The 24,497-nt window shown below is 67.4% G+C and carries 20 protein-coding genes and 3 rRNA genes; 13 read left to right on the top strand and 10 right to left on the bottom strand.

Annotation, left to right across the window (positions count from 1 at the left end; translation table 11 throughout):
* The 4 genes from ACFQ36_RS09380 to ACFQ36_RS09365 form a co-directional block, all read right to left on the bottom strand.
* Positions 1 to 282, bottom strand: a 282-nt coding sequence (locus ACFQ36_RS09380; RefSeq protein WP_377012910.1) for a glutamate-cysteine ligase family protein, incomplete at its 3' end; no start/stop codon positions are given.
* Between the two features lie 21 nt (positions 283 to 303).
* Entirely contained in the window at positions 304 to 1,455 is a 1,152-nt protein-coding gene (gene glf, locus ACFQ36_RS09375) for a UDP-galactopyranose mutase (protein WP_377012908.1), read from the bottom strand.
* Positions 1,452 to 1,760, bottom strand: a complete 309-nt coding sequence (locus tag ACFQ36_RS09370) for a hypothetical protein (RefSeq protein WP_377012905.1) — start codon at positions 1,758 to 1,760, stop codon at positions 1,452 to 1,454. Before ACFQ36_RS09370 ends, glf begins: the two co-directional genes overlap by 4 nt.
* Positions 1,757 to 4,264, bottom strand: a complete 2,508-nt coding sequence (locus ACFQ36_RS09365; RefSeq protein ID WP_377012903.1) for a glycosyltransferase — start codon at positions 4,262 to 4,264, stop codon at positions 1,757 to 1,759. The genes ACFQ36_RS09370 and ACFQ36_RS09365 overlap by 4 nt, the downstream gene beginning before the upstream one ends.
* Before the next feature lie 267 nt (positions 4,265 to 4,531).
* Here ACFQ36_RS09365 and ACFQ36_RS09360 point away from each other — a divergent pair, with 267 nt between their 5' ends.
* The 3 genes from ACFQ36_RS09360 (at position 4,532) to ACFQ36_RS09350 (ending at position 7,223) form a co-directional block, all read left to right on the top strand.
* Complete coding sequence (locus tag ACFQ36_RS09360; RefSeq protein WP_377012901.1) at positions 4,532 to 5,413, top strand: manganese catalase family protein; 882 nt, start codon at positions 4,532 to 4,534, stop codon at positions 5,411 to 5,413.
* Positions 5,414 to 5,462: 49 nt separating this feature from the next.
* Complete coding sequence (locus tag ACFQ36_RS09355) at positions 5,463 to 6,206, top strand: MBL fold metallo-hydrolase (protein ID WP_377012899.1); 744 nt, start codon at positions 5,463 to 5,465, stop codon at positions 6,204 to 6,206.
* 195 nt (positions 6,207 to 6,401) lie between these two features.
* The gene (locus ACFQ36_RS09350) at positions 6,402 to 7,223 is read left to right on the top strand and encodes an FRG domain-containing protein (RefSeq protein ID WP_377012897.1); all 822 of its coding nucleotides are present in this window, start codon (positions 6,402 to 6,404) and stop codon (positions 7,221 to 7,223) included.
* Between the two features lie 8 nt (positions 7,224 to 7,231).
* On the opposite strand, the gene ACFQ36_RS09345 is transcribed toward ACFQ36_RS09350, so the two are convergent.
* The 5 genes from ACFQ36_RS09345 to ACFQ36_RS09325 all read right to left on the bottom strand — a co-directional run bounded on the left by ACFQ36_RS09345 (position 7,232) and on the right by ACFQ36_RS09325 (position 10,613).
* Positions 7,232 to 7,600, bottom strand: coding sequence for a hypothetical protein (locus ACFQ36_RS09345; protein WP_377012894.1), 369 nt, complete (start codon positions 7,598 to 7,600; stop codon positions 7,232 to 7,234).
* Positions 7,601 to 7,648: 48 nt separating this feature from the next.
* Positions 7,649 to 8,398 (bottom strand): response regulator transcription factor, encoded by a 750-nt coding sequence (locus ACFQ36_RS09340; RefSeq protein WP_377012892.1) that lies wholly within the window; start codon positions 8,396 to 8,398, stop codon positions 7,649 to 7,651.
* 49 nt (positions 8,399 to 8,447) lie between these two features.
* Positions 8,448 to 9,977 (bottom strand): ATP-binding protein, encoded by a 1,530-nt coding sequence (locus tag ACFQ36_RS09335; RefSeq protein WP_377012890.1) that lies wholly within the window; start codon positions 9,975 to 9,977, stop codon positions 8,448 to 8,450.
* Positions 9,978 to 10,100: 123 nt separating this feature from the next.
* Positions 10,101 to 10,256 (bottom strand): hypothetical protein, encoded by a 156-nt coding sequence (locus ACFQ36_RS09330; protein ID WP_377012888.1) that lies wholly within the window; start codon positions 10,254 to 10,256, stop codon positions 10,101 to 10,103.
* Positions 10,257 to 10,355: 99 nt separating this feature from the next.
* Entirely contained in the window at positions 10,356 to 10,613 is a 258-nt protein-coding gene (locus ACFQ36_RS09325; protein WP_377012886.1) for a hypothetical protein, read from the bottom strand.
* A 235-nt stretch (positions 10,614 to 10,848) separates the two neighbouring features.
* Between ACFQ36_RS09325 and ACFQ36_RS09320 the strand changes: the two genes are divergently transcribed.
* The 3 genes from ACFQ36_RS09320 to ACFQ36_RS09310 all read left to right on the top strand — a co-directional run bounded on the left by ACFQ36_RS09320 (position 10,849) and on the right by ACFQ36_RS09310 (position 13,319).
* The gene (locus ACFQ36_RS09320; protein WP_377012884.1) at positions 10,849 to 11,601 is read left to right on the top strand and encodes a flavodoxin family protein; all 753 of its coding nucleotides are present in this window, start codon (positions 10,849 to 10,851) and stop codon (positions 11,599 to 11,601) included.
* A gap of 66 nt (positions 11,602 to 11,667) precedes the next feature.
* The gene (locus ACFQ36_RS09315) at positions 11,668 to 12,462 is read left to right on the top strand and encodes an inositol monophosphatase family protein (RefSeq protein ID WP_377012882.1); all 795 of its coding nucleotides are present in this window, start codon (positions 11,668 to 11,670) and stop codon (positions 12,460 to 12,462) included.
* A gap of 59 nt (positions 12,463 to 12,521) precedes the next feature.
* Positions 12,522 to 13,319: an enoyl-CoA hydratase/isomerase family protein gene (locus ACFQ36_RS09310; RefSeq protein ID WP_377012880.1), complete on the top strand. Its 798-nt coding sequence runs from the start codon at positions 12,522 to 12,524 to the stop codon at positions 13,317 to 13,319.
* A 40-nt stretch (positions 13,320 to 13,359) separates the two neighbouring features.
* Here the strand turns inward: ACFQ36_RS09310 and ACFQ36_RS09305 are convergent, their stop codons facing one another.
* Positions 13,360 to 15,039 (bottom strand): NERD domain-containing protein, encoded by a 1,680-nt coding sequence (locus ACFQ36_RS09305; protein ID WP_377012878.1) that lies wholly within the window; start codon positions 15,037 to 15,039, stop codon positions 13,360 to 13,362.
* An 825-nt stretch (positions 15,040 to 15,864) separates the two neighbouring features.
* On the opposite strand from ACFQ36_RS09305, the gene ACFQ36_RS09300 reads away from it, so the two are divergent.
* The 7 genes from ACFQ36_RS09300 to ACFQ36_RS09270 all read left to right on the top strand — a co-directional run.
* Positions 15,865 to 17,387, top strand: a 16S ribosomal RNA gene (locus ACFQ36_RS09300).
* Between the two features lie 384 nt (positions 17,388 to 17,771).
* Positions 17,772 to 20,884, top strand: a 23S ribosomal RNA gene (locus ACFQ36_RS09295).
* Between the two features lie 121 nt (positions 20,885 to 21,005).
* Positions 21,006 to 21,122 (top strand): 5S ribosomal RNA (rrf, locus tag ACFQ36_RS09290).
* The 16S, 23S and 5S rRNA genes sit together here, the layout of an rRNA operon.
* 140 nt (positions 21,123 to 21,262) lie before the next feature.
* Entirely contained in the window at positions 21,263 to 21,745 is a 483-nt protein-coding gene (locus ACFQ36_RS09285) for an SRPBCC domain-containing protein (protein ID WP_377012876.1), read from the top strand.
* Positions 21,742 to 22,260 carry a GNAT family N-acetyltransferase gene (locus tag ACFQ36_RS09280; protein WP_377012873.1) on the top strand — a complete coding sequence of 173 codons (519 nt, stop codon included), beginning with the start codon at positions 21,742 to 21,744 and terminating at the stop codon, positions 22,258 to 22,260. The genes ACFQ36_RS09285 and ACFQ36_RS09280 overlap by 4 nt, the downstream gene beginning before the upstream one ends.
* A complete protein-coding gene (locus tag ACFQ36_RS09275; RefSeq protein ID WP_377012871.1) occupies positions 22,257 to 23,630 on the top strand; it encodes an FAD-binding oxidoreductase in 1,374 nt (457 codons plus the stop codon). The genes ACFQ36_RS09280 and ACFQ36_RS09275 overlap by 4 nt, the downstream gene beginning before the upstream one ends.
* Positions 23,631 to 23,671: 41 nt before the next feature.
* A partial coding sequence (locus ACFQ36_RS09270) for a hypothetical protein (RefSeq protein WP_377012869.1) occupies positions 23,672 to 24,497 on the top strand: 826 nt, incomplete at its 3' end.

The raw sequence follows: 24,497 nt of genomic DNA, 5'->3' as shown, positions 1-24,497 counted from the left end.
GGTGCCCAGCGCCGCGGCCCGGAGGCCGATGTCCCGGGCCAGCCCGTCGGCCAGGTCCCGGCCCTCCCTGATCTCCCGGGCCAGGCCCGCGAGCGTCGTGTGGACGCCGGTGACGGCCTCGATCTGCTCCTGCTTGAGCTCGTGGACCAGCCGGACGCCGGTTTCCCCGGGCCGGCGGCGGTTCCTGCCGGCACGCTCGAGCAGCTCGCAGACCGCAGGCGCCGCCGTGCCCGTGGCCGGGTCGACCAGCAGCAGTTCCTCTTCGGCGCCGAAGGTCCTCATCGCGTGCTCCTGCCGGCCGTCCTAGGAGGCTGCCAGCCGCGGGGCCAGGGCGTTGTCGAGCATGGACAATGCGGACGCGATGGCCATGTGCATGTCCAGGTACTTGTAGGTCCCCAGCCGGCCGCCGAAGTAGACGTCGTGCTCCGCGGCGGCCCGCTTCCGGTAGCCGAGCAGCCGCTGCCGGTCCGCGGCGGTGTTGACCGGATAGTACGGCTCGTCCGCAGGCGTGGCGGTGCGCGAGTATTCCCTGACGATGACGGTGGCGTCCGCCGGGTACTCGCGCTCGGGATGGAAGTGCCTGAACTCGTGGATCCGGGTCCAGGGGACGTCCTCGTCGGCATAGTTCATGACGGGGGTGCCCTGGAAGTCTGCGCACGGCAGGACCTCGGGTTCGAAATCCAGGGTACGCCAGCCGAGCGGGCCCTCGGCGTACTGGAAGTACCTGTCCAGCGGCCCGGTGTACACAATGGGCAGCCCGGCGGGCAGGTCCTGGCGCACGTCGAAGAAGTCCGTTTGCAGCCGCACCTCGATCAGCTCCGATTCGGCCATCCGGTTCAACCAGGCGGCATAGCCGCCGGCCGGAAGACCTTCGTAGGTGTCCGTGAAGTACCGGTTGTCGAAGGTGTAGCGCACCGGCAGGCGGGTGATGATGTCCGGGCTCAGCTCCCGGGGGTCGGTCTGCCACTGTTTGGCTGTGTACCCGCGGACGAAGGCCTCGTACAGGGGCCGGCCGATCAGCGAGATGGCCTTGTCCTCCAGGTTGTCCGCCCGGCCGGCACCCGTTCCCGCCTGGCGCGCCACCAGGGCCCGGGCCTGGCCGGGAGTGAGGTACTGGCCGAAGTAGGCGCAGATGGTGCCGAGGTTGATCGGCATCGGATAGACCTGGCCCTTGAAGACGGTGAAGACCCGGTGCTGGTAGTTCGTGAAGGCGGTGAACCTGTTGACGTACTGCCAGACCCGGTCGTTGGAGGTATGGAACAGATGCGCCCCGTAGCGGTGGACCTCTATCCCGGTTTGCGGTTCGGCCTCGGACCAGGCATTTCCGCCCAGGTGGTTTCGGCGGTCCAGGAGCAGCACGCGGCTGCCCCACTCCCGTGCGGCCGTCTCCGCAACGGTCAGCCCGAAGAGGCCGGCCCCGACGACAATCAGGTCGTAGGGCGCCCGCCGCCTCATCGCTGGACCGCCTGTGCCGTCCGGCACGGGGCGGGCGTGCCGCAGGTGGTGCAGCGGCCGACAGCGTCCCCGGCAGGCGGATGGAGCACGAGCACGTGGGAAAGCCTGGCCAGCAGCGGGGCACGCAGGAACGGGGTGGCGGAGGTGACGGCGGCATCGGCCAGTTCCGTGACCTCGGGACCGGACAGCCGGAGGCTGCCCAGTGCCGGATCCTGCATGCCGGCGATCGCGGCGCCGACGCCGCGGCCGTGGGCGGACTCCAGGTCCTCGGCCAGTGTGCTGCCCTGCTCCCGGTGTCCGCTCATGCCGTCTCCTCCTGCTCGCTGGCCGCCGCGCCGGCTGCCGGCCGCATGAGGGCAAACATTGCCCTGGCGATGGTGTCCCAGTCGTTGCGGGCCCGCAGCCGTGCGGACCGCCGGTCCCGGTCCTGCAGGGAATCGCCCTTTGCCTCGACGCAGGCACGGGCGAAGCCGGCCGCGTCCCGGGCCAGGTGGACGATGCCGGTATAGTCCGACACGACGTCGGGAACGGGCGTGGAAACCACCGGGAGTCCGGCCGCCAGGTACTCCAGCGTCTTCGTCGGACTGATCGACCGCGTCGCCTCGTTCAGCGCAAAGGGCATGAGGGCGACGTCGAAACCGGCCATCACCGCCGGCAGGTCGTCGTAGGCGGCCATGCCCGGATACTCGATATTCACGGCCCGCGGCAGGCCCGCCGGGTCGATCTTGGCCACGGGGCCCACAATCCGGACAATCCAGTCCGGCAGGGCGGAGGCGAGCCCGGCCAGCAGATCCAGGTCAAGGCGTTCATCGATGACCCCCACATAGCCGGCGACCCTGGCCGTGCGCGGCCGGTCGGCCGCCCGCAGCAGCCGGGAGCGGGCGTAGTGGGCGGCGTCGACGCCGCTGGGGAAAAGATGGCAGCCCTGCTTCCGGTGTTCGAGCACGGACCGGTGCAGGGAACGGCCGCCGGCAAAGACGACGTCGGCCTCGGCCAGCAGCCTGCGCTGGCGCAGGCGCAGGCCTTCGGGGGCGTGCGCGAAGGAGGCGAGGTCGTCCATCACGTCGTAGCACAGCAGGCCAGGATCAAGGTCCATGGCAGCCTCGATCGCCATCGGCGTGAACAGGAAGGCCGTGGGGCCGGCCGGGCGCTTGAGGCTTTGGAAGAACGAGCGCAGCAAGGCGCCGTAGTCCTCCGAACCCGGGGCCCCGAAACCCGATACCGCCGACTGCCCTGCCCGCCGGGGGATTTCCAGCCACACCCTGGTGACCGGCCCGCAGTCCTGCTGCCGCAGCACCGGTTCCGCAACGCTGGCGGGAACCGGTTCCTCAACGAACCAGGTCCGGGCGGACGGCTCCTTCAGCTTCGCAAAACGCGTGACCAGGTGCTGCGGGCGCTGCCAGACCCAGTCCCAGCGGAGGTGCGAAAAGACAACAAGGTCGGTGGCTGCGCTGCGGGGCATGAGTTTTTCCTTCCGGGACGCGGTTAAGGGAAAGACGGTCTCGGCGGCAGGGGGGTCCTCCCACGGCCAGTGCGCCATGAAGGGCAGGAAGCCCGCCAGTTGGGCATCGCAGGGGGCCTGGAAGCGGTATGCGGGCAAGGCCGCGGCGGGCGCTCCGGCCAGGGCCGCCTCCCAGGCAGCGGTAAAGGTGTTCTGCTCCAGCAGCCCGTCCGGGCCCGGGCCGAGGATGCCCACCGGATCCCTGCGGCCGGCGGGGCGGGCGAGCAGCGAGTCCCAGTCGCAGGAGTCCAGGACCGGAAACCAGCAAAAGCCGCGGAGGTCGAGGCCGCGCGAGACCGCCAGCTCGTATTGTTCGAGCATGTGCCGCAGCCACGAGGCCCGGTCCGGCGGCAGGCCGCGCAGGTTGGTTTCGGTCAGCATCATGGGCAGGCCGTACCGGTCGCCGTATTGCCGGGCGACGGCGGCGAATCCGAGCGGGCGCGGGGACGGGGCGTGGCCTCCGGACAGGTCGTACCACCATTCCGAGTGGGCATAGTAGTCCAGGCCCAGCACGTCGACGTGCAGGGGGGGCAGCTCCAGCAGGTCCTCGCCGCCGGCGCGGAGGAGTTCGGCCAGAAAGGGCCGCGACGGGTCGACGTCATGATGCACCGCCAGGTCCAGGACAATGTGCCGGCGGTCATTGGCGAGCGCAGCGTAATGGGACGGACCGCCTGGGGCGCCGGCGTGGTGCTCGCAGGTATCGACCCAGACGTGGCGGGCCTCGGGCAGCTGCTCCGCCCAGACGGCGGCCGCCCGGCTCAGCCACGGCAGCACGCTGCGCAGCAGGCGGACGAAGCCGTCCACGCCGTGGTCGTACGGCGGCCAAAGGGCCTCGTGGCCGGCCAGGAACAGGGTGGCAAAGGGTTCGTTGAAGAGGGTGTAGTGGCGCAGCCAGGGGTAGCGTGACGCCACCGCCTCGGCGTAGCGGAGATAGGCCGGACCGAACCGGCGGTCCCGGAAGCCGTCGGAAAGCCAGCCCGGATAACTGGTGTGGTGGACGAGGTCGACCACCGGATCGAAGCCCAGGTCGCGCAGCAGCGCAAGTTCCGTGTCGGTGGAGGTCCAGTCGAAGCGCCCCTGTGCCTGCTCGATCCGGTGCCAGCGCAGGGGATACCTGATGATTTTCAGTCCTGCGTCGCCGAGGCTCTGCAGCACCGCGGGGAGGCTGGAGCCGTCCCCGGAGATCTCAAGGACATCCTGGCCGTGGATGGGCAGGTAGGTGCTTTCGAAGCCCGCCAGGTACCTGATTCGGCCGGGCTTGTGCCGGCTGCGGCCTGAGCCGAAGGAGCTGACAGTCTCGTAGTCCATGATCCCACCCATGCAATAGATGACCCAAGGCCCCGCTGCTCGATACCCAGTGGAGCCATCAAACCCTAGTCAGCGGTGTTTGTGAACCCCCGTACGGCTAAAACAGGGCAGTTTTGCTAAGCAGACTTATTAAAATTGCCAAGCAAGCTTTCTTTTTCTGGACGCACTCGGTAGCGTCTAAGGACCGGTCCGGTCGTTGGCCAGCCCAGACAGCTGGGGGTGGCTCCCAGGACGCCGGGCACCGTCAGCTCAGAGGGGAAATCCTTCATGTTCTTCCACAAGCAGGAGCTCCAGTACAAAGCAACCCCCGACAAGCCCGATGCGGTCTTTGCCCGGAAACTGCAGGAAGTGATCGGCGGCCAGTACGGGGAAATCACCGTGGCCATGCAGTACAGCTTCCAGGCATGGAATGCGCACATGCCGGGCAAGTACCGCGACATGCTTTTCGGGATCGGTGCCGAGGAGTTCGGCCACGTCGAGATGCTGGCCACCATGGTGGCCCAGCTGCTGGAAAAGGCGCCGCTGGGCATCACCGACGACGCGGTCCAGTCCGATCCCACGGTCGCCGCGGTGATCGGCGGGACCGACGTGCAGGCCGCCATCGTTGCCGGCGCGGGGGTGCGGCCCGTGGACAGCAACGGCAACCCCTGGCAGGGCAGCTACGTCACGGCCAGCGGGAACCTGCTGGCGGATTTCACCGCCAATGCCAACGCCGAGATGCAGGGCAGGCTCCAGGTGGCCCGGCTCTACCACATGACCGATGACCACGGGGTCCGGGACATGCTGTCCTTCCTGCTGGCCCGCGACACGATGCACCAGAACCAGTGGATCGCCGCCGCCCAGGAGCTGCGGGAGGAAGGCGCCGAGGACCTTCCGGTGCCCAGCAACTTCCCGCTGAACAAGGAAAAGCGCGAGGTCGCCTACCAGTACCTGAATTTCTCGGACGGTCCGGCGGCCGCCGAAGGCTCCTGGGCCAGCGGCCCCACCCCGGACGGCAAGGGCGAGTTCAGCTACGCGGATGGCCCCACCTCCTCGGCGCCGATGCCGCCGCCGACCCATCCCGACTCGCGCTTCTTCGGCACCACCGAACTGCCGAACATGATGGAAAAGGCGGCGGGTGCGGTCCAGGACAAGCTGCACAAGGAATAGCCGGGAATCCGGAGGCCGAGGGCGGCCCGGCGGGACAGGGGAAACGGCAATGTTGCACGAAAACATCGCCGGGGGCATCCACCTGTTCGAACAGGCCAACGTGAACTGCTACATCGTCCAGGACGAAGGCGGGTTCATGCTGGTCGATGCCGGGCTGCCCGCCATGTGGAAGCCCATGATGGCGGCGCTGGCCCGGCTCGGGCACCGGCCCGGGGAAGCATCCGCCCTGGTGCTCACCCACGCCCACTTCGACCACGTGGGGTTCGCGGCCAGGCTCCAGCGGGAGCACGGAGTGCCGGTCTACGTCCACCCCGGTGATGCCTATCTGGCCGCCCACCCGTACCGCTACCGGCACGAACGGAACCGGCTGTTCTACCCGCTGCGCTACCCGCGGTGCATCCCCCTGCTGGGCCGCATGGCCCTGGCCGGGGCGCTGAACGTCAAGGGGGTGGAGACCGTCGCGGTGCTGCACGAAGGCCCGGCGCCGGACCTTCCCGGCAAGCCGGTTGTCATCCATACCCCCGGCCACACCGACGGGCACTGCGCCCTGCATTTTCCGGACCGGGACACCATCGTCACCGGCGATGCGCTGGTGACCCTGGATCCATACACCGGGTTCACCGGCCCGCACATCGTGTCGGCCGCGGCGACGGCGGACACCCGGACGGCCCTGGCGTCACTGTCGGCGCTCGCCGCCACGGGTGCCCGGATGCTGCTGCCCGGACACGGGGAGCCCGACGGCGGCGGCATTGCCGCCGCCGTCGACCGGGCCGTGGCACGCGGCGCCACCTAGCGCAAACACAACCAGCGAAGGGACCATGTCCGACACCTTGTCCGCCGGGGGCGCCCGCGGCCTCACGGCCGCGGGGTGGTTTGGAGGTTCCAGGCGCGGAATGCAGCGTCCGGAAAACGCCGCGACCGGCGGCCCCGGGCGCCTGTCCCGGTCCTGGCCGCGTGAGAGCCGGATGGAGGGAGGCGGACGGCCCGAATGGCAGTGAACCCGAAGGACGGGCCTGGCCGCGGGGACCTGCTGGCCCTCATCGAGGAACTCACCTTGTCCACCTGGCAGCCTTCCCGCTTCGAGGTGCGCCTCCCCGTGGCCTACCGCGGCCTCGGAGCGGTGAACCACGGCCTCGAGACCGGGCTGTACCGGCTGCGCGGCGCCTCGAGTGCGGAAATCGAGCCCCACATCCTGCGGAACCTGCGCAAGTATGCCCACCGGGAGGCGTCCCCCGGGGATTCGGACTGGAACTGGTTGAGCGTTGCCCAGCATCACGGTTTGCCCACCCGGCTGCTCGACTGGACGCACTCGCCGTACGTGGCGCTGCATTTCGCCACTGCGGACCTCGCACTGTACGACGAGCCGGGGGTCGTCTGGTGCGTGGACTACGTCGCCGCACATCAGCTCCTGCCCCGGGTGCTCCGGGAGGAGGTCGAGGCCAGCGGCTCCGGCCTCTTCACCGTCGAAATGCTTTCCCGGGCTGCCGCCACCCTGCAGGATTTCGACACCTTCCGCGACCCGGAGGGAAACAGTGTCCCGGTGTTCTTCGAGCCGCCCTCACTTGATGCCCGCATCGCCAACCAGGCGGCGGTTTTTTCGGTGATGACCGATCCCCAGGCCAGCCTGGGCGGCTGGCTGGAGCGGCACCCCGAGCTGTTCCGGAAGGTGCTGATTCCGGCGGAGCTGAAGTGGCGCGTGCGCGACCACCTGGACCAGGCCAACGTGACCGAACGTGTCCTCTTCCCCGGACTGGACGGGCTGTGCCGGTGGCTGGCCCGTTACTACGGGCGGAGGCCGGAGGAGCTGTAGGGGCCGGCTCAGCGCGGCTGGGACGGATTGGTGGGGTCTCCCTGCGATGGCGGATTGATCGGCGGGCCGGACGTCTCCGGCGTGACCTTGGGGCCCGCCTGGCCCACGCTGACCTCGGGGGTGTCCTGCTGCACCGTCCCGCTGGGCGTTGCTCCCTCCCGCAGGGCATTCAGCCGCTGCTGGAGGACCTGTACCACGGGAAGCCTGTTGCCGTGCTGAGTTTCATATTCCAGCAGCGCGGCCACGCCCTGCTCGTCCAGGCCACTGATTCTCGACGGCAGCGTGCCCAGCGGCAGATGATCGTAGTCCGGCAGCGGGAGTTCGTCGTGGTTCGGGGCGCTGTTCATGTTGTTCTCCTCGGGGTTGAACGGAACCATGTTGTGCGCCCTTAAATCCTAAGCCAGCTGATTATTTCCGCAATGCGGTCAGCCCGGTTCCGCCGGCTTGAGGATGTAGCCGGCACCGCGGACCGTGTGGATCATCGGTTCGCGGCCGGCGTCGATCTTTTTCCGGAGGTAGGAGATGTACAGCTCCACGATGTTGGACTGGCCGCCGAAATCGTAGGCCCAGACCCGGTCCAGGATCCGGGCCTTGCTCAGCACACGCCGGGGGTTTTCCATTAGAAACCGGAGCAGTTCGAACTGGGTGGCGGTGAGCGCGACCGGCATGCCGCCACGCGTGACCTCGCGGGTGTCCGGGTTCAGCACCAGATCCCCCACCGCCAGCACGGAGGTAGCCGCGGCGGCGCCGGAGCGCTGGACCAGCCGGTGCAGCCGGAGCAGGACTTCCTCCAAACTGAACGGCTTGGTGACATAGTCGTCCGCCCCGGCGGCCAGGCCGCCGATGCGGTCCGCCACGGCATCCCTGGCCGTGAGGAAAAGCGCGGGCACGTCCGGCATGAACGACCGGATCCTGCCGAGGACCTCCACGCCGTCGGCGCCGGGCATCATGATGTCGAGGACCAAAACGTCGGGGCGGAACTCGCGGGCACGCTGGACCGCTGCGGTGCCGTCCGCCGTCGTGGCCACCTCCCAGCCGGCCAGCCGCAGCCCCAGGCCGACCAGTTCCGTCAGCTTGGGCTCGTCGTCCACCACCAGCGCGCGGATCGGGGTGCCGTCCGGATGGCGCAGCCGGGGCAGGCCGTCGGTGAGGGCATGTGCTGGAGGTTCGGTCATGCGTTTTCCTTCCGTCACACCGGCTGCCGGCCCTGGCCGGCCGTACTGATCAGAGCGTATCCGGCACGGCCGCCATCTGGCGCGCGCACCCGGCGCCCGGCAGGCGGACGGTAAATTCGGTCCTGCCCGGCCTGCTGTCCACCCCGATCCGCCCGCCGTGGGCGGTCACAATCGCCTCGGCGATGGACAGGCCCAGGCCGTGGGTGCCGCTGTCGGAGCGGGCCGGATCCGCCTGGGTAAAACGCGAGAAGATCCGGTCCACCATCTCCGGGGCAATGCCCGGGCCGTCGTCGGTGACGCTGATGACGGCGGCAGCGCCGTTTTCGCTGCGCAGCGCGGTCAACACCGTGGTTCCGGGGCGGGTGTGCCGGTGGGCATTGGCCAGCAGGTTGATCAGGACCCGCCTCAGCTGGCTTTCGTCCCCGCGCACGGTCACCGGTTCGTCGGGCAGCTCCACCCGCCAGGTGTGTGCCGGCGCGGCCGCCTGGGCGTCGCTGACGGTTTCGACCACCAGCTGGGTCAGGTCCACGTCTTCGTCCTGCCGGGGGTGTCCCTCGTCCAGCCGCGCCAGCAGCAGCAGATCCTCGACCAGCGCCGTCATCCGGCGGGATTCGGATTCGACCCGCTCCAGGTACAGCCGGCCGTCCGGAGCGAGCGGCTGCGTGAAACGGATCAGCTCGGCGTAGCCGCGGATCGTGGCCAGCGGCGTGCGCAGTTCGTGGCTGGCGTCGGCAACGAAGCGGCGGAGCCTGGTTTCAATGCGGCGGCGTGCGCCGAGGGCGCCGGCGACATTGTCCAGCATGAGGTTGAAGGCATGGCCCAGGCGGCCGACCTCCGAGACGGGCAGTGCGGCCGCCGGCGGGACGCGGACGGACAGGCTGACGTCCCCCTGGGCCAGCGGAAGCCGCGAGACCTGGGTGGCCACGGCGGACAGTTCCTCCAGCGGGCGCAGCGTCCGCCGGATGATGACCATGCCCAGCAGTCCGGTGGCAGCCAGCCCGGCCAGGGACACGGCCGCCGTCGTCGTCGTCAGCGAAGCCAGCGTCCTGTCCAGCCCGGCCAGCGGCAGGCCCGTGACAATGATGTCTTCGTCCTCCTGGTCCGGGCGGGCAACCAAACGGTAGACGCCCACGGACAGCGTGCGGTCGATCGGCGGCCCGCCCACCGCCAGGCCTTCCAGCAGCCGCTGATCCCGCCGGGGCAGATCCTGCCGCCGGCCCTCGGGGGTCAGCAGCCCGGCCCGGTCGACCTCCCCGTCCCGCAGCCGGGCATTCAGGGTGCCGGCACCCTGGGCCGGCGCCGCGAGCAGGTCCGGGGGGCTCTCGTCCGCGCCGCGGTACAGCAGGCCGAAGCGGACGGCCCGGTTGGAGGCCTCCTCAAGCTGCTGGTCCAGCTGCCCGGACAGGTAGATCTTCATGGCGCCATAGCCCATCACGCCCACCGTGCCGGACATGGCGGCCAGCAGGGCCAGCGTTGCCAGCAGCAGCTTGGTGCGCAGGGGCCAGGCGGCGAATCCGCGCCGGGGTCCGGGCCGGCGCGGCGGCCTCGCCGGCGGGGGTGGTACGTTGACATTCTGCATCGAATGCCTCGTTTTCACATCGAAGCTAAAGCTGCGGCACCCGGCTTGGCGGGGCCGCACCGGGTGCAAGGTGACTCGATACTACCTGCGCGGCCGGCCGTCCGATACCGGGCGCCCGGCTCCCTACCCTGCGCCGAGGAACCGCACGAGCATGGGCTCGATCCGCGTGAACCACAGGCCGGTGGCGCCGGCGGCTGTCACCAGGACGATGGCCGCGGCCAGGACAAACCAGGGAAACTGTGCCGACTGCCGGAAGCGCGGCTTCACGTGTGCATTCATTGCGGTACCTCCGCTCTCAAATGGATGCCACCCGCCGGGGCAATGCGGGTGGCACACAGCCAGTTTCACGGCCGAGTGTGGGCGGATGATGTGGACTGCTTAAGAGTTGACTGTGTCCAGGTGCCGGGCCGCCGCTGCCTGGCCGGCCTCCGGGTTCTCCGCTACCGGGCAGGCCGTGTAGCCTTCAGCCTTTTCGAACAGGGTCCGCAGGTGGGCCCCGTGGCTTTCCAGCCACAGTGCATTCGCCGCCTTGGTGACGGTATTGACGCGTCCGGTGCGGACGATGCGCCCGTCTTTCCAGATCTGGACCTGCCGCCCGGCCAGGAGGTTCCAGTCTTCGGCGCAGAGACCGTCCATTCGTGCTGCCTTTCGTGATGATTGCCGCGCCCGTAAGGGCCAAACCTAGTTGAACGCTAGCGGGCGGCCGGCCGGAGCGATATGTGCTTGGACACGGCCGGGACGGGGTTGTTCTGTACGGATGACCAGCGGCCCCTACCGCATCCATGCCCGCTGCAGCACCATGGACTTGGCAGTTGGATTGCACCTGACGGCTCGGCTGTCCCGCCGGGACCTGCCGGGAAAGGACACCACCATGCTCCCTGCGTCCGTGCAGGCATTCATTGACGCCGAGATTGACGCCAACACCACCGACTTCTCCGACCTGCGGGCGGTGTTCCTCAACGGCACCCTGAAACGTTCCCCCGAGCCCAGCCATACCGAGGGGCTGATCAACATCAGCCGCCATGTGCTGGCCGGGGTCGGGGCACGGGTGGATGTGGTGCGCACCGTGGACCATGTCATCCCGCCGGGTGTGTACCCGGACATGAGGGAGCACGGCTGGGAGCGGGACGACTTCCCGGACATCTACCGGATGCTGGTGGAGCCCGCCGACATTGTGGTGCTGGCCTCCCCGATCTGGCTGGGGGACCAGGCCTCGATGACCAGGCTGGTGATCGAGCGGCTCTACGGCTGGTCCGGTGTGCTCAACGCCGCCGGGCAGTGGTCCTACTACGGCAAGGTCGGCGGCGTGCTGATCACCGGGAACGAGGACGGCGGCAAGCACTGCGCCGCGCAGATGCTGTACGCGCTGTCCCACATCGGGTTCACCATTCCGCCCCAGGCCGATGCGTACTGGACCGGCGAGGCCGGGCCCGGACCGTCCTACCTGGACGACAACCACGGCGCAGCCAACCACTGGACCACCCGCAACACCGTGTTCGCCGCTTGGAACATGCTCCACACCGCGCGCCGGCTCAAGGATGCCGGCGGCATTCCGGCCCATGGCAATGTCGCCACCAACTGGGATCTGTCCAATCCGGAGCACCCCAACCCCGAGTACCGCTAGCTGGCGTTCATCCGCCTCCCACCCCTCGCGCGCCCGGGGCGGGGCCTCGGCGGCTAGGCTGGATTCATGACCGCCCCCGCCTCGCCCCAGACCGCTCCGGACGCCCTCGACGACACGGACCTCGCCGCCTGGCTGGTCCGCTCCGCCGGCGCACTGGCCGCCCGCATGCGCGCCGGTGTCACCACGTTCGAGGAAAAGACCAGCATCTCGGACGTGGTTACCGCCGCCGACCATGCAGCGGAGCAGTTGGTGGTCGACACTCTGCGCCGGCTGCGCCCGGAGGACTCGATCCTCGGCGAGGAGGGCTCCAGCCACGAGGGCAGTTCGGGCCGGACCTGGGTGATCGACCCGGTGGACGGCACCTACAACTTTTTTACCGGCGGCAGCTACTGGTGCTCGGCCCTGGCACTGAAGGACGACGACGGCGTGCGGCTGGGCGCCGTTTACCATCCCGCCGAGGACGCGCTCTGGCTCGGCGGCAGGGACCGGCCGACCACACGGAACCGGGTGCCTGCGGGTCTGGCGGTCTCGGCCCCGCTGGCGCAAAGCTGCGCTTCTGTTTACCTGCATCACACCTATTTCCGCGACGCTGCCGCGGCGCAGCCATACCTGGCTGCGGTACTAGGGGCGGCCACTTACCGCAGCTGGGGTTCGGCCTCCTGCGAGCTGGCGGCGACATCGGCCGGGATCTTCGGGGTCTGGTTCCAGCAGGGGCTGCCCGAATGGGACTGGCTGCCCGGCAAAGCCCTGGTGGAAGCGGCCGGCGGGGACACCGCCGTCGTTGCCGTCAACGGCTATCACTGGTATGTGGCCGGCGGCCGGCAGCAGGTGGCGGATGCCGTCGCGCTGTTGCAGGGCTGAGCCCGGCGCCGCATGGCATGATGGGAGGGATTTCGATCGGTCCTGGAGGGGGAACTGCTGTGGAGAAGAGCTACGAAACCCTAACCCTTGAATGCCTGGGCGAGCTGGCCACGGTGGTCATCAACCGGCCGGACGCCCTGAATGCCTTGAACACCCAGGTCATCGCGGACCTGCGTCAGTTCGTGGCGGACGTGCGCTCGGAGGAGGGCGCCGAGGTCCGCAGCATCCTGATCACCGGCTCGGGTGAGAAGGCCTTCGCCGCCGGTGCGGACATCCGGGAATTGGCGGAGATGACCCCGGCGGAGGCGGAAGAACACAGCGCGGCGATGCAGGACTTCACCCGCACGCTGGAGACGCTGGACCTGCCCGTGATCGCCTGCGTCAACGGCTACGCCTTGGGCGGCGGGCTTGAACTGGCCCTGGCCTGCGACTTCATCTATGCCACGGAGAACGCCCGGTTCGGCCTGCCCGAAGTGAGTCTGGGGCTCATCCCCGGCTTCGGCGGCACCGTCCGGCTGCCCCAGCGGGTGGGCCCGGGCATGGCCAAGGAACTGATCTACACCGGCCGGAACATGCCGGCGCAGGAGGCCTACCGGATCGGCCTGGTCAACGCCGTGTTCGCGAGCAAGGACGACATGCTCGACGCCGCCGCGGCCACCTGCCGCGAGATCGCGGCCAAGTCTCCTGCCGCCGTCGCCAACGCCAAACGCACGGTGGATGCCGCTGCGGGGCTGCCGACGGCAGAGGGCCTGCTGGTGGAGCGGGCCGCCTTTGGCCGCGCCGCCGGCACCGAGGATGCCCGGATTGGCACCAAGGCATTCGTGGCCAAGCAAAAGCCGGAGTTTACCGGCCGCTGAGGATTGGAGCACTCCCGCGAGGTTCGGGCCGCTGCCCGTTCTAGCCGCGGGGCGGAATCCAGGGCTCGGCGTCATCGAGCCGGTGGGCGACTCCGGGTCCGCCGACCTCCTCGAGCAGCTGCCGGGGGCCGACGACGACCAGCAGGCTGCGGGCCCGGGACAGACCGGCATACAGAATCTCGCGCGAGCGTGCCGGGTCCCCGAATCCGTTGACGGCCAGGACCACCACGGAGCGTTCCAGGCCTTTGAAGCCGAGCACGTTACCGTAGAACACGGTGTCTGCGTCGAAGAAGGAGTCCCAGTAGCCGTCCCAGCCGCGCAGGTCGATGATCTGCTGCTGTTCGGGATGCTTGCGCTTGGTGGTCAGCAGGGCCACCTGCCCCGGCGCCCAGCCTTCGGCCTCGGTCAGGTGCGCGACGGTGTCGTCGGCGCGGCCGATGACCTCCGGGACCTCGGTCTCGAGCAGACGCACCTTGGCTCCGGAAAGCCCGCGGGGTGTGGTCAATTCCTCGGAAAGGGAACCGCACAGGGCGGCGATCTGCTTGGTATTGCGGACGTTCTCGCCCAGTACGAACGGATCCGAGGAAACCGGCGGATTGCCTTTGCGGTCAAAGATCCGCTGGCTGTCGTCGGCAAAGACGAACAGCCCGCCCTCGGCCGGGTCCTTGAGGCAGAGCCGGATGGCTTCCCACCAGATGGATTCAAAGTCCTGGCCCTCGTCCACCACGATCGCGTCGAACAGTTCGGACTTGTCCTGCCGGCGGGCACGGTTCATCAGCGTGCGCGGCAGATGGCGGTTGTAGTAGTCGTCCGTGAGCATCCGCGGATCCAGCGGATGGTGGGCGCCCCAGCGCAGCGGCAAATCATGGAACATTCCCACGTGGGCCGGGCGTTCGTTGGGTTTCCAGCTGCCGGTGATGCGCGCGAAATAGCGGGCCAGTCCCCGGCCGTAGCACAGCAGCGCCACGCGCTTGCCTGCTTTGGTCAGCCGACGGGTCTGTTCCAGAGCCAGCCAAGTCTTGCCGCTGCCGGCTCCGCCGATGATTTTGGCGCGCTTCTGGTAGCGGAGCAGGTCCAAGATCCTGCCCTGGTCCCGTGTGAGCTGGTCTGAGCGGGCTTCATGTTCCGCGGCCAGTGCCTGCAGGCCGCTTGTGGTAGGCAGCTCACGCAGGATTTCAGCGGCCATGCGTTTCAGGGCGTCTTTGCCGGTGTCGCCTTCGCCGTCCCCGTAGGTGTTAATTGCGCCGCGGACGGCCTCCCCGGCGCGGACAAGATCTTCCCGGGCGATGACCATGGAGCGGCTGCAACCGGGGATTTCCCAGCCCCGCGGGACCGGCGTGTAGGGGAAGGCGAGCAGGTGGGCGAAACGGCCCTCGTTGCGCACTCCGAGGTGGGCGCCGAGATAGCGCTGGAGCATATGCCGGGCATCCTGGACCTGGGCTACCGGATCCTGCAGCGGGTATTTGCTCCCGTTGCCCTGTTGGTACCAGCGTCCGGCCTCATAGCTGACCCGGCCGCCCTTGACCTCGATGGCAGCGATGCCCACCCCGGGCCAGAGCACCAGCAGGTCGATTTCCCGTTCCCGCCCGTTTTCGTTCAGGTTGGCTGAATGCATGAGGATGGCATCCGAGGGAAGCTGGTGCTCCAGCGCTTCCCAGACCTCCCTTTCGGCGTGCCTGTCCGGCCCGAAGTCGGGCCGCTCCGGAATGCATCGCGGCATGCTGTCCCCTCAGAACAGTTGGCAAGGTATGCCTAAAACCTACCCCAGAAACACCGGCGGGCGCCGCCGAGCTCCGGTGCCTGACGAAGACACCGTCCGGCCCGATGCCGCCGCCAACACCGCGCTGCGGCCGGCCGGCAGGACTGCGGCCATGTTCTTCGACGGCGGGGAATAACGGCACTCCCGGATTTCCTCCGCATGGATCGCTGATTCGGTGCTGCGCCAGGAGCCGGAAGCCTCCAGGCTGGGGCAGGCACCGGATGAAGCACCGGCAGCCCGGCAGGGCCCGGCCAGCCGCTGTCGCTGTGACAACTGCCGGCTGGTGCCGGCGCACCTTGGGTGCCAGCGGTCAGCGGCCGATTTGCGCGCGGGATACGGGACGTGTAATGTTCTTGAGGTTGCCGCCGCCCGGCAGTGAAAACTGCGGAGGCCGGGCAGACAAAACCCCTCAATATATTCGCGGTATTCCGTGCATGCTTTTTAGCTTTTGCGGATTGCTCTGAATAATTGTTCGGGGAACCCTTTTTCGGGTTGGAATTTTCCGCGGAAATGCGGATTTGACAGCGGGAAAAAGGATTGGATAAAGTGGAAACATCGCAGCGAGGAAATGCGGAAAGAATTCAGCTGAATTCGATGCGCGAAGTACCCGGATGCTCCTGTTGTTTGAGAACTCAATAGTGTGCCATGTTTGTTGATACCGGTTTTTTTTGATCGGTTGAACTGCCGCGGCGGTGCCTTCGGGCGGGCCGCGGTGTTTTGCCGGGTTTGAATGGTGCCCGTGCGTGCTCCGGTTTTCCCCGGGGGCGTGCGGGTTCCGCGAAGGTTTTTGCGGAGAGTTTGATCCTGGCTCAGGACGAACGCTGGCGGCGTGCTTAACACATGCAAGTCGAACGATGATCCGGCCTTCGGGCCGGGGATTAGTGGCGAACGGGTGAGTAACACGTGGGTAACCTGCCCCCGACTTCGGGATAAGCCCGGGAAACCGGGTCTAATACCGGATACGACCTTCCGCCGCATGGCGGGGGGTGGAAAGGATTCCGGTCGGGGATGGACTCGCGGCCTATCAGCTGGTTGGCGGGGTAACGGCCCACCAAGGCGACGACGGGTAGCCGGCCTGAGAGGGTGGACGGCCACACTGGGACTGAGACACGGCCCAGACTCCTACGGGAGGCAGCAGTGGGGAATATTGCACAATGGGCGCAAGCCTGATGCAGCGACGCCGCGTGAGGGATGACGGCCTTCGGGTTGTAAACCTCTTTCGGCAGGGAAGAAGCGGAAGTGACGGTACCTGCGGAAGAAGCGCCGGCTAACTACGTGCCAGCAGCCGCGGTAATACGTAGGGCGCAAGCGTTGTCCGGAATTATTGGGCGTAAAGAGCTCGTAGGCGGTTTGCCGCGTCTGCCGTGAAAGCCCGGGGCTCAACCCCGGGTCTGCGGTGGGTACGGGCAGACTGGAGTGCAGTAGGGGAGACCGGAATTCCTGGTGTAGCGGTGAAATGCGCAGATATCAGGAGGAACACCGATGGCGAAGGCAGGTCTCTGGGCTGTAACTGACGCTGAGGAGCGAAAGCATGGGGAGCGAACAGGATTAGATACCCTGGTAGTCCATGCCGTAAACGTTGGGCACTAGGTGTGGGGGGCATTCCACGTCCTCCGCGCCGCAGCTAACGCATTAAGTGCCCCGCCTGGGGAGTACGGCCGCAAGGCTAAAACTCAAAGGAATTGACGGGGGCCCGCACAAGCGGCGGAGCATGCGGATTAATTCGATGCAACGCGAAGAACCTTACCAAGGCTTGACATGGGCCGGACCGCCGCAGAGATGCGGCTTCCCTTCGGGGCCGGTTCACAGGTGGTGCATGGTTGTCGTCAGCTCGTGTCGTGAGATGTTGGGTTAAGTCCCGCAACGAGCGCAACCCCCGTTCCATGTTGCCAGCGGGTTATGCCGGGGACTCATGGGAGACTGCCGGGGTCAACTCGGAGGAAGGTGGGGACGACGTCAAATCATCATGCCCCTTATGTCTTGGGCTTCACGCATGCTACAATGGCCGGTACAAAGGGTTGCGATACTGTGAGGTGGAGCCAATCCCAAAAAGCCGGTCTCAGTTCGGATTGGGGTCTGCAACCCGACCCCATGAAGTCGGAGTCGCTAGTAATCGCAGATCAGCAACGCTGCGGTGAATACGTTCCCGGGCCTTGTACACACCGCCCGTCAAGTCACGAAAGTCGGTAACACCCGAAGCCGGTGGCCCAACCCCTTGCGGGAGGGAGCCGTCGAAGGTGGGACCGGCGATTGGGACTAAGTCGTAACAAGGTAGCCGTACCGGAAGGTGCGGCTGGATCACCTCCTTTCTAAGGAGCGGCCGGCAATGCCGCACCGGGATTTCCCGGTGCCGGGGTTGCCCAGGCACCCGCTGCGGGACCGTGCGTGTCCCGGCGGGCAGCTCAGGGTGGAATATCAACGAATCGGTCCGGTTTTTCCGGGCCGGTCCTGCCAGTACGGAACCGTTGGTTCCTGGAACGCGGGGCCGGTGCGGTCCGGGCCCGTGGCACACTGTTGGGTCCTGAGGCAACAGGGCCGCCCCTGCGGGGGCGGGACGGTTGTTTCACGGTTCCCGGGCGTTCCGGGTCCTGCGCTGCGGCGCGGGGCCGGGCGTGACGGGGTTGTTGTTTGAGAACTGCATAGTGGACGCGAGCATCTTATAAAGAAGTGATCTCTGGATTGCTGATCTGTGTGGTCAGGTTTTTCAGGGCACACGGTGGATGCCTTGGCATCGGGAGCCGATGAAGGACGTGGGAATCTGCGATAAGCCTGGGGGAGTCGATAACCGGACCCTGATCCCAGGATTTCCGAATGGGGAAACCCCGCCGCATGTCATGTGCGGTGACCGCCGCCTGAACACATAGGGCGCGCGGGGGGAACGCGGGGAAGTGAAACATCTCAGTACCCGCAGGAAGAGAAGACAACAGTGATTCCGTCAGTAGTGGCGAGCGAACGCGGACGAAGGCCAAACCGGTCCATGTGTGATAGCCGGCGGGCGTTGCATGGCCGGGGTAGCGGGACCTTCCCTACCAGTTCTGCCGGACTGGTGAAGCGGGTGCGCGTGCATAGTCGAACAGGTTTGAAGGCCTGACCGGAGAGGGTGTCAGTCCCGTAGACGAAATGCATGGCGCCGCTTGGAGGGGATCCCAAGTAGCACGGGGCCCGAGAAATCCCGTGCGAATCCGCCAGGACCACCTGGCAAGCCTGAATACTACCCGATGACCGATAGCGGACCAGTACCGTGAGGGAAAGGTGAAAAGTACCCCGGGAGGGGAGTGAAACAGTACCTGAAACCGTGTGCCTACAATCCGTCGGAGCAGGCTTTGTTCCTGTGACGGCGTGCCTTTTGAAGAATGAGCCTGCGAGTTAGTGCCGTGTCGCGAGGTTAACCCGTGGGGGGAAGCCGCAGCGAAAGCGAGTCCGAACAGGGCGGTGCAGTGGCACGGTCTAGACCCGAAGCGGAGTGATCTACCCATGGCCAGGTTGAAGCGACGGTAAGACGTCGTGGAGGACCGAACCCACTTCAGTTGAAAATGGAGGGGATGAGCTGTGGGTAGGGGTGAAAGGCCAATCAAACTCCGTGATAGCTGGTTCTCCCCGAAATGCATTTAGGTGCAGCGTTGCGTGTTTCTTGCCGGAGGTAGAGCTACTGGATGGCCGATGGGCCCGACCAGGTTACTGACGTCAGCCAAACTCCGAATGCCGGCAAGTCAGAGCGTGGCAGTGAGACCGTGGGGGATAAGCTTCACGGTCGAGAGGGAAACAGCCCGGACCGCCGACTAAGGCCCCCAAGCGTGTGCTAAGTGGGAAAGGATGTGGAGTTGCCCAGACAACCAGGAGGTTGGCTTAGAAGCAGCCACCCTTGAAAGAGTGCGTAATAGCTCACTGGTCAAGTGATTCCGCGCCGACAATGTAGCGGGGCTCAAGCACACCGCCGAAGTCGCGGCATCCAGTCAACAGCCAAGCCTTCGTGGTTCAGGCGTCTGGATGGGTAGGGGAGCGTCGTGCCGGCCGTGAAGCCGCGGGGTGACCCAGCGGTGGAGCCGGCACGAGTGAGAATGCAGGCATGAGTAGCGAAAGACGGGTGGGAAACCCGTCCGCCGGATGATCAAGGGTTCCAGGGTCAAGCTAATCTGCCCTGGGTAAGTCGGGACCTAAGGCGAGGCCGACAGGCGTAGTCGATGGACAACGGGTTGATATTCCCGTACCGGTAAAGAACCGCCCCTGCCGACCCGGCGGGGCCGGCCGCCCGAACCGCGGGCCTTCCCTTCGGGGATCGGCCGCGGGGAGCGCGGCGGGCCAGCCGGCAAGGCCAGCGCATTAACAGGTGTGACGCAGGAAGGTAGCCGGGCCGGGCGATGGTTGCCCCGGTCCAAGGGCGCAGGGCGAACGGTTGGCAAATCCGCCGTTCACAGGCCTCAGACCCGACGGGACCCCCGCCAGGGGGGATCCGGTGATCCTCTGCTGCCAAGAAAAGCATCGGCGCGAGGTTCCAGCCGCCCGTACCCCAAACCGACACAGGTGATCAGGTAGAGAATACCCAGGCGATCGAGAGAATTATGGTTAAGGAACTCGGCAAAATGCCCCCGTAACTTCGGGAGAAGGGGGGCCCGGACCGTGAAGGGGACTTTGCTCCCCGGAGCGGGCAAGGGCCGCAGAGACCAGGGGGAAGCGACTGTTTACTAAAAACACAGGTCCGTGCGAAGTCGCAAGACGAGGTATACGGACTGACTCCTGCCCGGTGCTGGAAGGTTAAGAGGACCGGTCAGCCGCAAGGCGAAGCCGGGAATTCAAGCCCCAGTAAACGGCGGTGGTAACTATAACCATCCTAAGGTAGCGAAATTCCTTGTCGGGTAAGTTCCGACCTGCACGAATGGAGTAACGACTTCCCCGCTGTCTCAACCATAAACTCGGCGAAATTGCACTACGAGTAAAGATGCTCGTTACGCGCAGCAGGACGGAAAGACCCCGAGACCTTTACTGCAGTTTGGTATTGGTGTTCGGTGCGGCTTGTGTAGGATAGGTGGGAGACTGCGAGGCCGGCACGCCAGTGCCGGCGGAGTCGCCGTTGAAATACCACTCTGGCCGCTCCGGACGCCTAACCCCGGCCCGTCATCCGGGCCGGGGACAGTGCCTGACGGGTAGTTTAACTGGGGCGGTTGCCTCCCAAAGAGTAACGGAGGCGCCCAAAGGTCCCCTCAGCCTGGTCGGCAATCAGGTGGCGAGTGCAAGTGCACAAGGGGGCTTGACTGTGAGAGGGACACCTCGAGCAGGGACGAAAGTCGGGACTAGTGATCCGGCGGCACCTCGTGGAAGGGCCGTCGCTCAACGGATAAAAGGTACCTCGGGGATAACAGGCTGATCTTGCCCAAGAGTCCATATCGACGGCATGGTTTGGCACCTCGATGTCGGCTCGTCGCATCCTGGGGCTGGAGTAGGTCCCAAGGGTTGGGCTGTTCGCCCATTAAAGCGGTACGCGAGCTGGGTTTAGAACGTCGTGAGACAGTTCGGTCCCTATCCGCTGCGCGCGCAGGAAATCTGAGAAGGTCTGTCCTTAGTACGAGAGGACCGGGACGGACGAACCTCTGGTGTGCCAGTTGTACCGCCAGGTGCACGGCTGGTTGGCTACGTTCGGAATGGATAACCGCTGAAAGCATCTAAGCGGGAAGCCGGCTTCAAGATGAGATTTCCACCCCGCAAGGGGGAAGGCCCCCAGCCAGACCACTGGGTTGATAGGCCGGACGTGGAAGCAGGAACCAACGACCTGCGCAGCCGACCGGTACTAATAGGCCGACAACCTCACCACACGCACGCGTCCACTGTGCGGTTCCCGGACAACAACCCGGAACCGTTCCACAATTGCATACAGCACGCAGCCGCACGGCTGCCCCGCACACCCGCCGCCCCCCCCGGGCGCGCACCAGGGTTGCGGCGGCCACAGCGCGGGGGAAACGCCCGGACCCATCCCGAACCCGGAAGCTAAGACCCGCAGCGCCGAGGGTACTGCACCCGGGAGGGTGTGGGAGAGCAGGACACCGCCGCACACACACCACCGGCCCCGCCACCGCGCGGGGCCGGACCCGTTTAACCCCGGGCCGGGAGTGCGCTGCCCCGGGACATGCCCGGCCCGGACAGGGGCCGGTTATGTCCCGGGACGGGGCCCGTGGCGGTTACGCTGGGATGCATGAGCTCCTCCTTGTTCTCCCATGCCCCGGACAGGCCGGACCGGCCTGAACCGCTGCCGGACCTGCACTGCGAAGTCACGGTGCCGCACGGCCCGAAGGAAGCGTTCGAAGGATTCACCGACCTGATCCACCTGTGGTGGCCGGTGGAATCCGACAGCGTGTTCGGCGAAGGCAGCCACGTGGAATTCGAGTACCCGGTCCTCACCGAAACCTCTCCTGCCGACGAAATCGTTGTCTGGGGCGAGATCCTGGACTGGCAGCCCGCCCGCCGCCTGCGCATGAGCTGGCATCCGGGCCGGAGCGCCGCTGCCGGCGGGATCGAGATCGAGTTCATCGCCTCCGGAGCGGATGCCACGCTGGTACGGCTGACCCATACAGGCCGGGAGCAGGGGCCGGACGGGCAGGGCCGGCGCGCCGAGTCCGCCGCAGGCTGGCAGGCGGTGCTGGACGGCTATGCGCGTTTCATGGGTGCGGCTGCGTGATCCGGCTGCGCCGGATGGTGCCGGAGGACTGGGCGGTCTGGAAGGACCTGCGGCTGCGCATGCTCGAGGACTTTCCGCTGGGCTTCACCGAGTCGCTGGCCCAGGCCGAGCAGACGACGGACACGCAATGGCAGGAACGCGCCGTCCTGTCCGCGGGCAAGACCAGCGTGAGCGTGCTGGCGCTGGACTCCGCCGCGGAGCGGGAGCAGGCGGTCGGCACGATGTCGTGCTATATCGAGGAGGACGGTACCGCCTGGCTGGCCGCCGTCTGGGTGGCCCCCGGGCACCGGGGAACGGGCCTGGCGCCCAGGCTGCTGGCCGAGATCCTCGACTGGGTGCACGGACAGCCGGAAGTGCACGCCCTGAAACTGGGCGTGCATGAAGACAACCTGCGGGCCCTTGCTTTTTACCGCCGCCATGGTTTCATGGACCGGGGCGAGCGCGAACCCTACCTGCTCGATGCCACGCGGCAGGAGATCATTATGGAACTACCCCTGAAGGCTGCGGCAGCATGACGATTCTCGAGGCGCTGGCAGCTGCTTTCCCCGCAGGGCAGGTGGGCACCGGCGAGGCGGAACTGGCTGCCTATGCGACGGACCAGGGCCCGGTGCTGGAGCATTTCCTGCCCGCCGCCGTCGTCTTTGCCGAGCGGGTCGAGGACGTGCAGACGGTGATGCGGCTGGCCACCGAGTACGGGACGCCCGTGGTGGCCCGCGGCGCCGGCACCGGCGTCTCCGGCGGAGCGCATGCCACCGAGGGCTGCCTGGTCCTGAGCCTGGAGCGGATGAACAGCATCCTGGAGATCCACTCCGAGGACGAGATTGCCCGGGTGGAGGCCGGCGTCGTCAACGCGGACCTGAACGCCGCCGTCGCGGAGCACGGGCTGATGTACGCGCCGGATCCGGCCAGCTACCGCAGCTCCACCATCGGCGGCAACATTGCCACCAACGCCGGCGGGCTGCGCTGTGCCAAGTACGGCGTGACGCGCGAGTCCGTCCTGGCCCTGGACGTCGTCCTGGCGGACGGGACGCTGATCCATACCGGGCACCGCACCTTCAAGGGGGTGGCCGGCTACGACCTGACCGGCCTGTTCGTCGGCTCCGAGGGAACGCTGGGCATCGTGGTCGGAGCCACGGTGCGGCTGCGCTACCTGCCTGCCGAGGTGGAGACCATCGCGGCCTTCTTCCCGGAATTTACAACGGCGGCGGCCGGCGTGCTTGCCGTGGGCAAGGCCCGCGTCCAGCCGGCGATCATGGAGCTGCTCGACGGCAATACGCTCCGCCAGCTGGACCGGGAGCAGGGCTCGGAGCTGCGCAGCCGGGGCGGGGCCCTGCTGCTGATCCAGACGGACGGGTTCGCGGCCCAAACCGAGGCGGACATCATCCGCCGCGAGCTGACCGCCCTCGGCGCGGACATCCGCACCGAAGACTATGCGGAAGCCGTGCGCCTGGTGGAACTGCGCCGGCACAGCCGCGGCGCCGAGGTCGACGACGATTTCCGGGTGGGCGAGGACGTGGCGGTTCCGCGCTCCCAGCTGGTCCACTACATCGCCGAGCTGCAGCGCATCGCCGCGGACCACGGCGCCGGGCTGAAGGTGGTGGCCCATGCCGGGGACGGCAACCTGCACCCGACCTTCTGGGTGGGCCCGGGCCAGGCGCGGAAGGTGCCGGCGCTGAATGCGGCCTTGGACGAATCGATCGACGTCGGCCTGGCCCTGGGCGGGACCATTACGGGCGAGCACGGGATCGGCCAGTACAAGGTGCGCTGGCTGCCGCGCGAGCAGCGCGAGGAAGTGCTGGAACTGCAGCGCGCGATCAAGAAGCTCTTCGACCCGAAGGGCCTGCTGAACCCGGGCAAGGCCTTGCCGGAGCGCGTCGAGGCCTGAGCCGGGCGGCGGGCAGGGCCGGCGGCGGCCTATGCTGGAGTATGTTCGCGCGAGCGCAGACCGGGACGGGAACGCCCCGGTCGCTCTGGGCCGGTTTCGCGGTGCTGTTCTGGGCGGTCGGCTTCTACGGTGTGGCCGACCTGCTGGCCCTGCTGGGCGGCCGCGGGGAGATGTCCGCCGTCGCGGGCCTGCAGGTCAGCTGGGGCGTCCTGTTTACGTTCGTGGTCAGCGGCGGGTTTTTGTCCATCGCGGCCCGGCCGCTCGATCCCTGGCCCGCCGTTGTGCAGCTGTGGACGGTTGCCGCGGCGCTGCTGCTGGCAGCGGCCTTCGCAGCCAGCGCGGATCCGCTGGTCGTTGCCCTGATCCTGGTGCCGATGACGGCGGCGACGTTCGTGATCGGCCGGGAGCAGCGGGTGCCGGCGCGCCGGAAACTGGAGCCGGACGGGCCGCTGTTCCTGCTGGCCCTGGTCGGCACGCCCGCGTGGTGGGCCTACGCGGCCGCGGCCGTCGACCGGTCGCTGACCGCGGGGGTGGAGGATGACCACTCCTGGGGCCTGGCACACTGGCCGCTGCAGGCCGCGCTCGGGATCTTCATGGCCCTGATCATCCTGGTCATGGCGTTCTGGCCGCCGGGACGGCCGCTGCAGGGGACGGTCTGCTGCATCAGCTCGGCCGTGCTCGCGGCCGGCTGGCTGCTGTATCCGGGCAGCGCCGGGGCGGTGGACAACGTGCCGATGTCCGCGCTCACGCTGCTGTGGGGAACGGCGGTATTTTTCTGCCGGTTCCGGGGAACCGGCCGCGGGCAGACCCGGGGCCGGCCCGCCGTCGTGGACGGGCCGAAGCCTTCCGGCCTGCCGGCGGCAGCGC

The organism is Arthrobacter sp. GCM10027362 (genome assembly GCF_042679445.1).
Classification (GTDB): domain Bacteria; phylum Actinomycetota; class Actinomycetes; order Actinomycetales; family Micrococcaceae; genus Crystallibacter.
Note: the sequence above shows the minus strand (reverse complement) of the source record. Positions and strands in the feature narration are given on the sequence as shown.

Bases quoted from the DNA above. Each gene is read 5' to 3' on its own strand.
- ACFQ36_RS09365 (WP_377012903.1), bottom strand. From the start codon at position 4,264: ATGGACTACGAGACTGTCAGCTCCTTCGGCTCAGGCCGCAGCCGGCAC.
- ACFQ36_RS09345 (WP_377012894.1), bottom strand. From the start codon at position 7,600: ATGGTTCCGTTCAACCCCGAGGAGAACAACATGAACAGCGCCCCGAAC.
- ACFQ36_RS09360 (WP_377012901.1), top strand. From the start codon at position 4,532: ATGTTCTTCCACAAGCAGGAGCTCCAGTACAAAGCAACCCCCGACAAG.
- ACFQ36_RS09350 (WP_377012897.1), top strand. From the start codon at position 6,402: ATGGCAGTGAACCCGAAGGACGGGCCTGGCCGCGGGGACCTGCTGGCC.
- glf (WP_377012908.1), bottom strand. From the start codon at position 1,455: ATGAGGCGGCGGGCGCCCTACGACCTGATTGTCGTCGGGGCCGGCCTC.
- ACFQ36_RS09370 (WP_377012905.1), bottom strand. From the start codon at position 1,760: ATGAGCGGACACCGGGAGCAGGGCAGCACACTGGCCGAGGACCTGGAG.
- ACFQ36_RS09340 (WP_377012892.1), bottom strand. From the start codon at position 8,398: ATGACCGAACCTCCAGCACATGCCCTCACCGACGGCCTGCCCCGGCTG.
- ACFQ36_RS09320 (WP_377012884.1), top strand. From the start codon at position 10,849: ATGCTCCCTGCGTCCGTGCAGGCATTCATTGACGCCGAGATTGACGCC.
- ACFQ36_RS09355 (WP_377012899.1), top strand. From the start codon at position 5,463: ATGTTGCACGAAAACATCGCCGGGGGCATCCACCTGTTCGAACAGGCC.
- ACFQ36_RS09305 (WP_377012878.1), bottom strand. From the start codon at position 15,039: ATGCCGCGATGCATTCCGGAGCGGCCCGACTTCGGGCCGGACAGGCAC.
- ACFQ36_RS09335 (WP_377012890.1), bottom strand. From the start codon at position 9,977: ATGCAGAATGTCAACGTACCACCCCCGCCGGCGAGGCCGCCGCGCCGG.
- ACFQ36_RS09275 (WP_377012871.1), top strand. From the start codon at position 22,257: ATGACGATTCTCGAGGCGCTGGCAGCTGCTTTCCCCGCAGGGCAGGTG.
- ACFQ36_RS09325 (WP_377012886.1), bottom strand. From the start codon at position 10,613: ATGGACGGTCTCTGCGCCGAAGACTGGAACCTCCTGGCCGGGCGGCAG.
- ACFQ36_RS09285 (WP_377012876.1), top strand. From the start codon at position 21,263: ATGAGCTCCTCCTTGTTCTCCCATGCCCCGGACAGGCCGGACCGGCCT.
- ACFQ36_RS09315 (WP_377012882.1), top strand. From the start codon at position 11,668: ATGACCGCCCCCGCCTCGCCCCAGACCGCTCCGGACGCCCTCGACGAC.
- ACFQ36_RS09330 (WP_377012888.1), bottom strand. From the start codon at position 10,256: ATGAATGCACACGTGAAGCCGCGCTTCCGGCAGTCGGCACAGTTTCCC.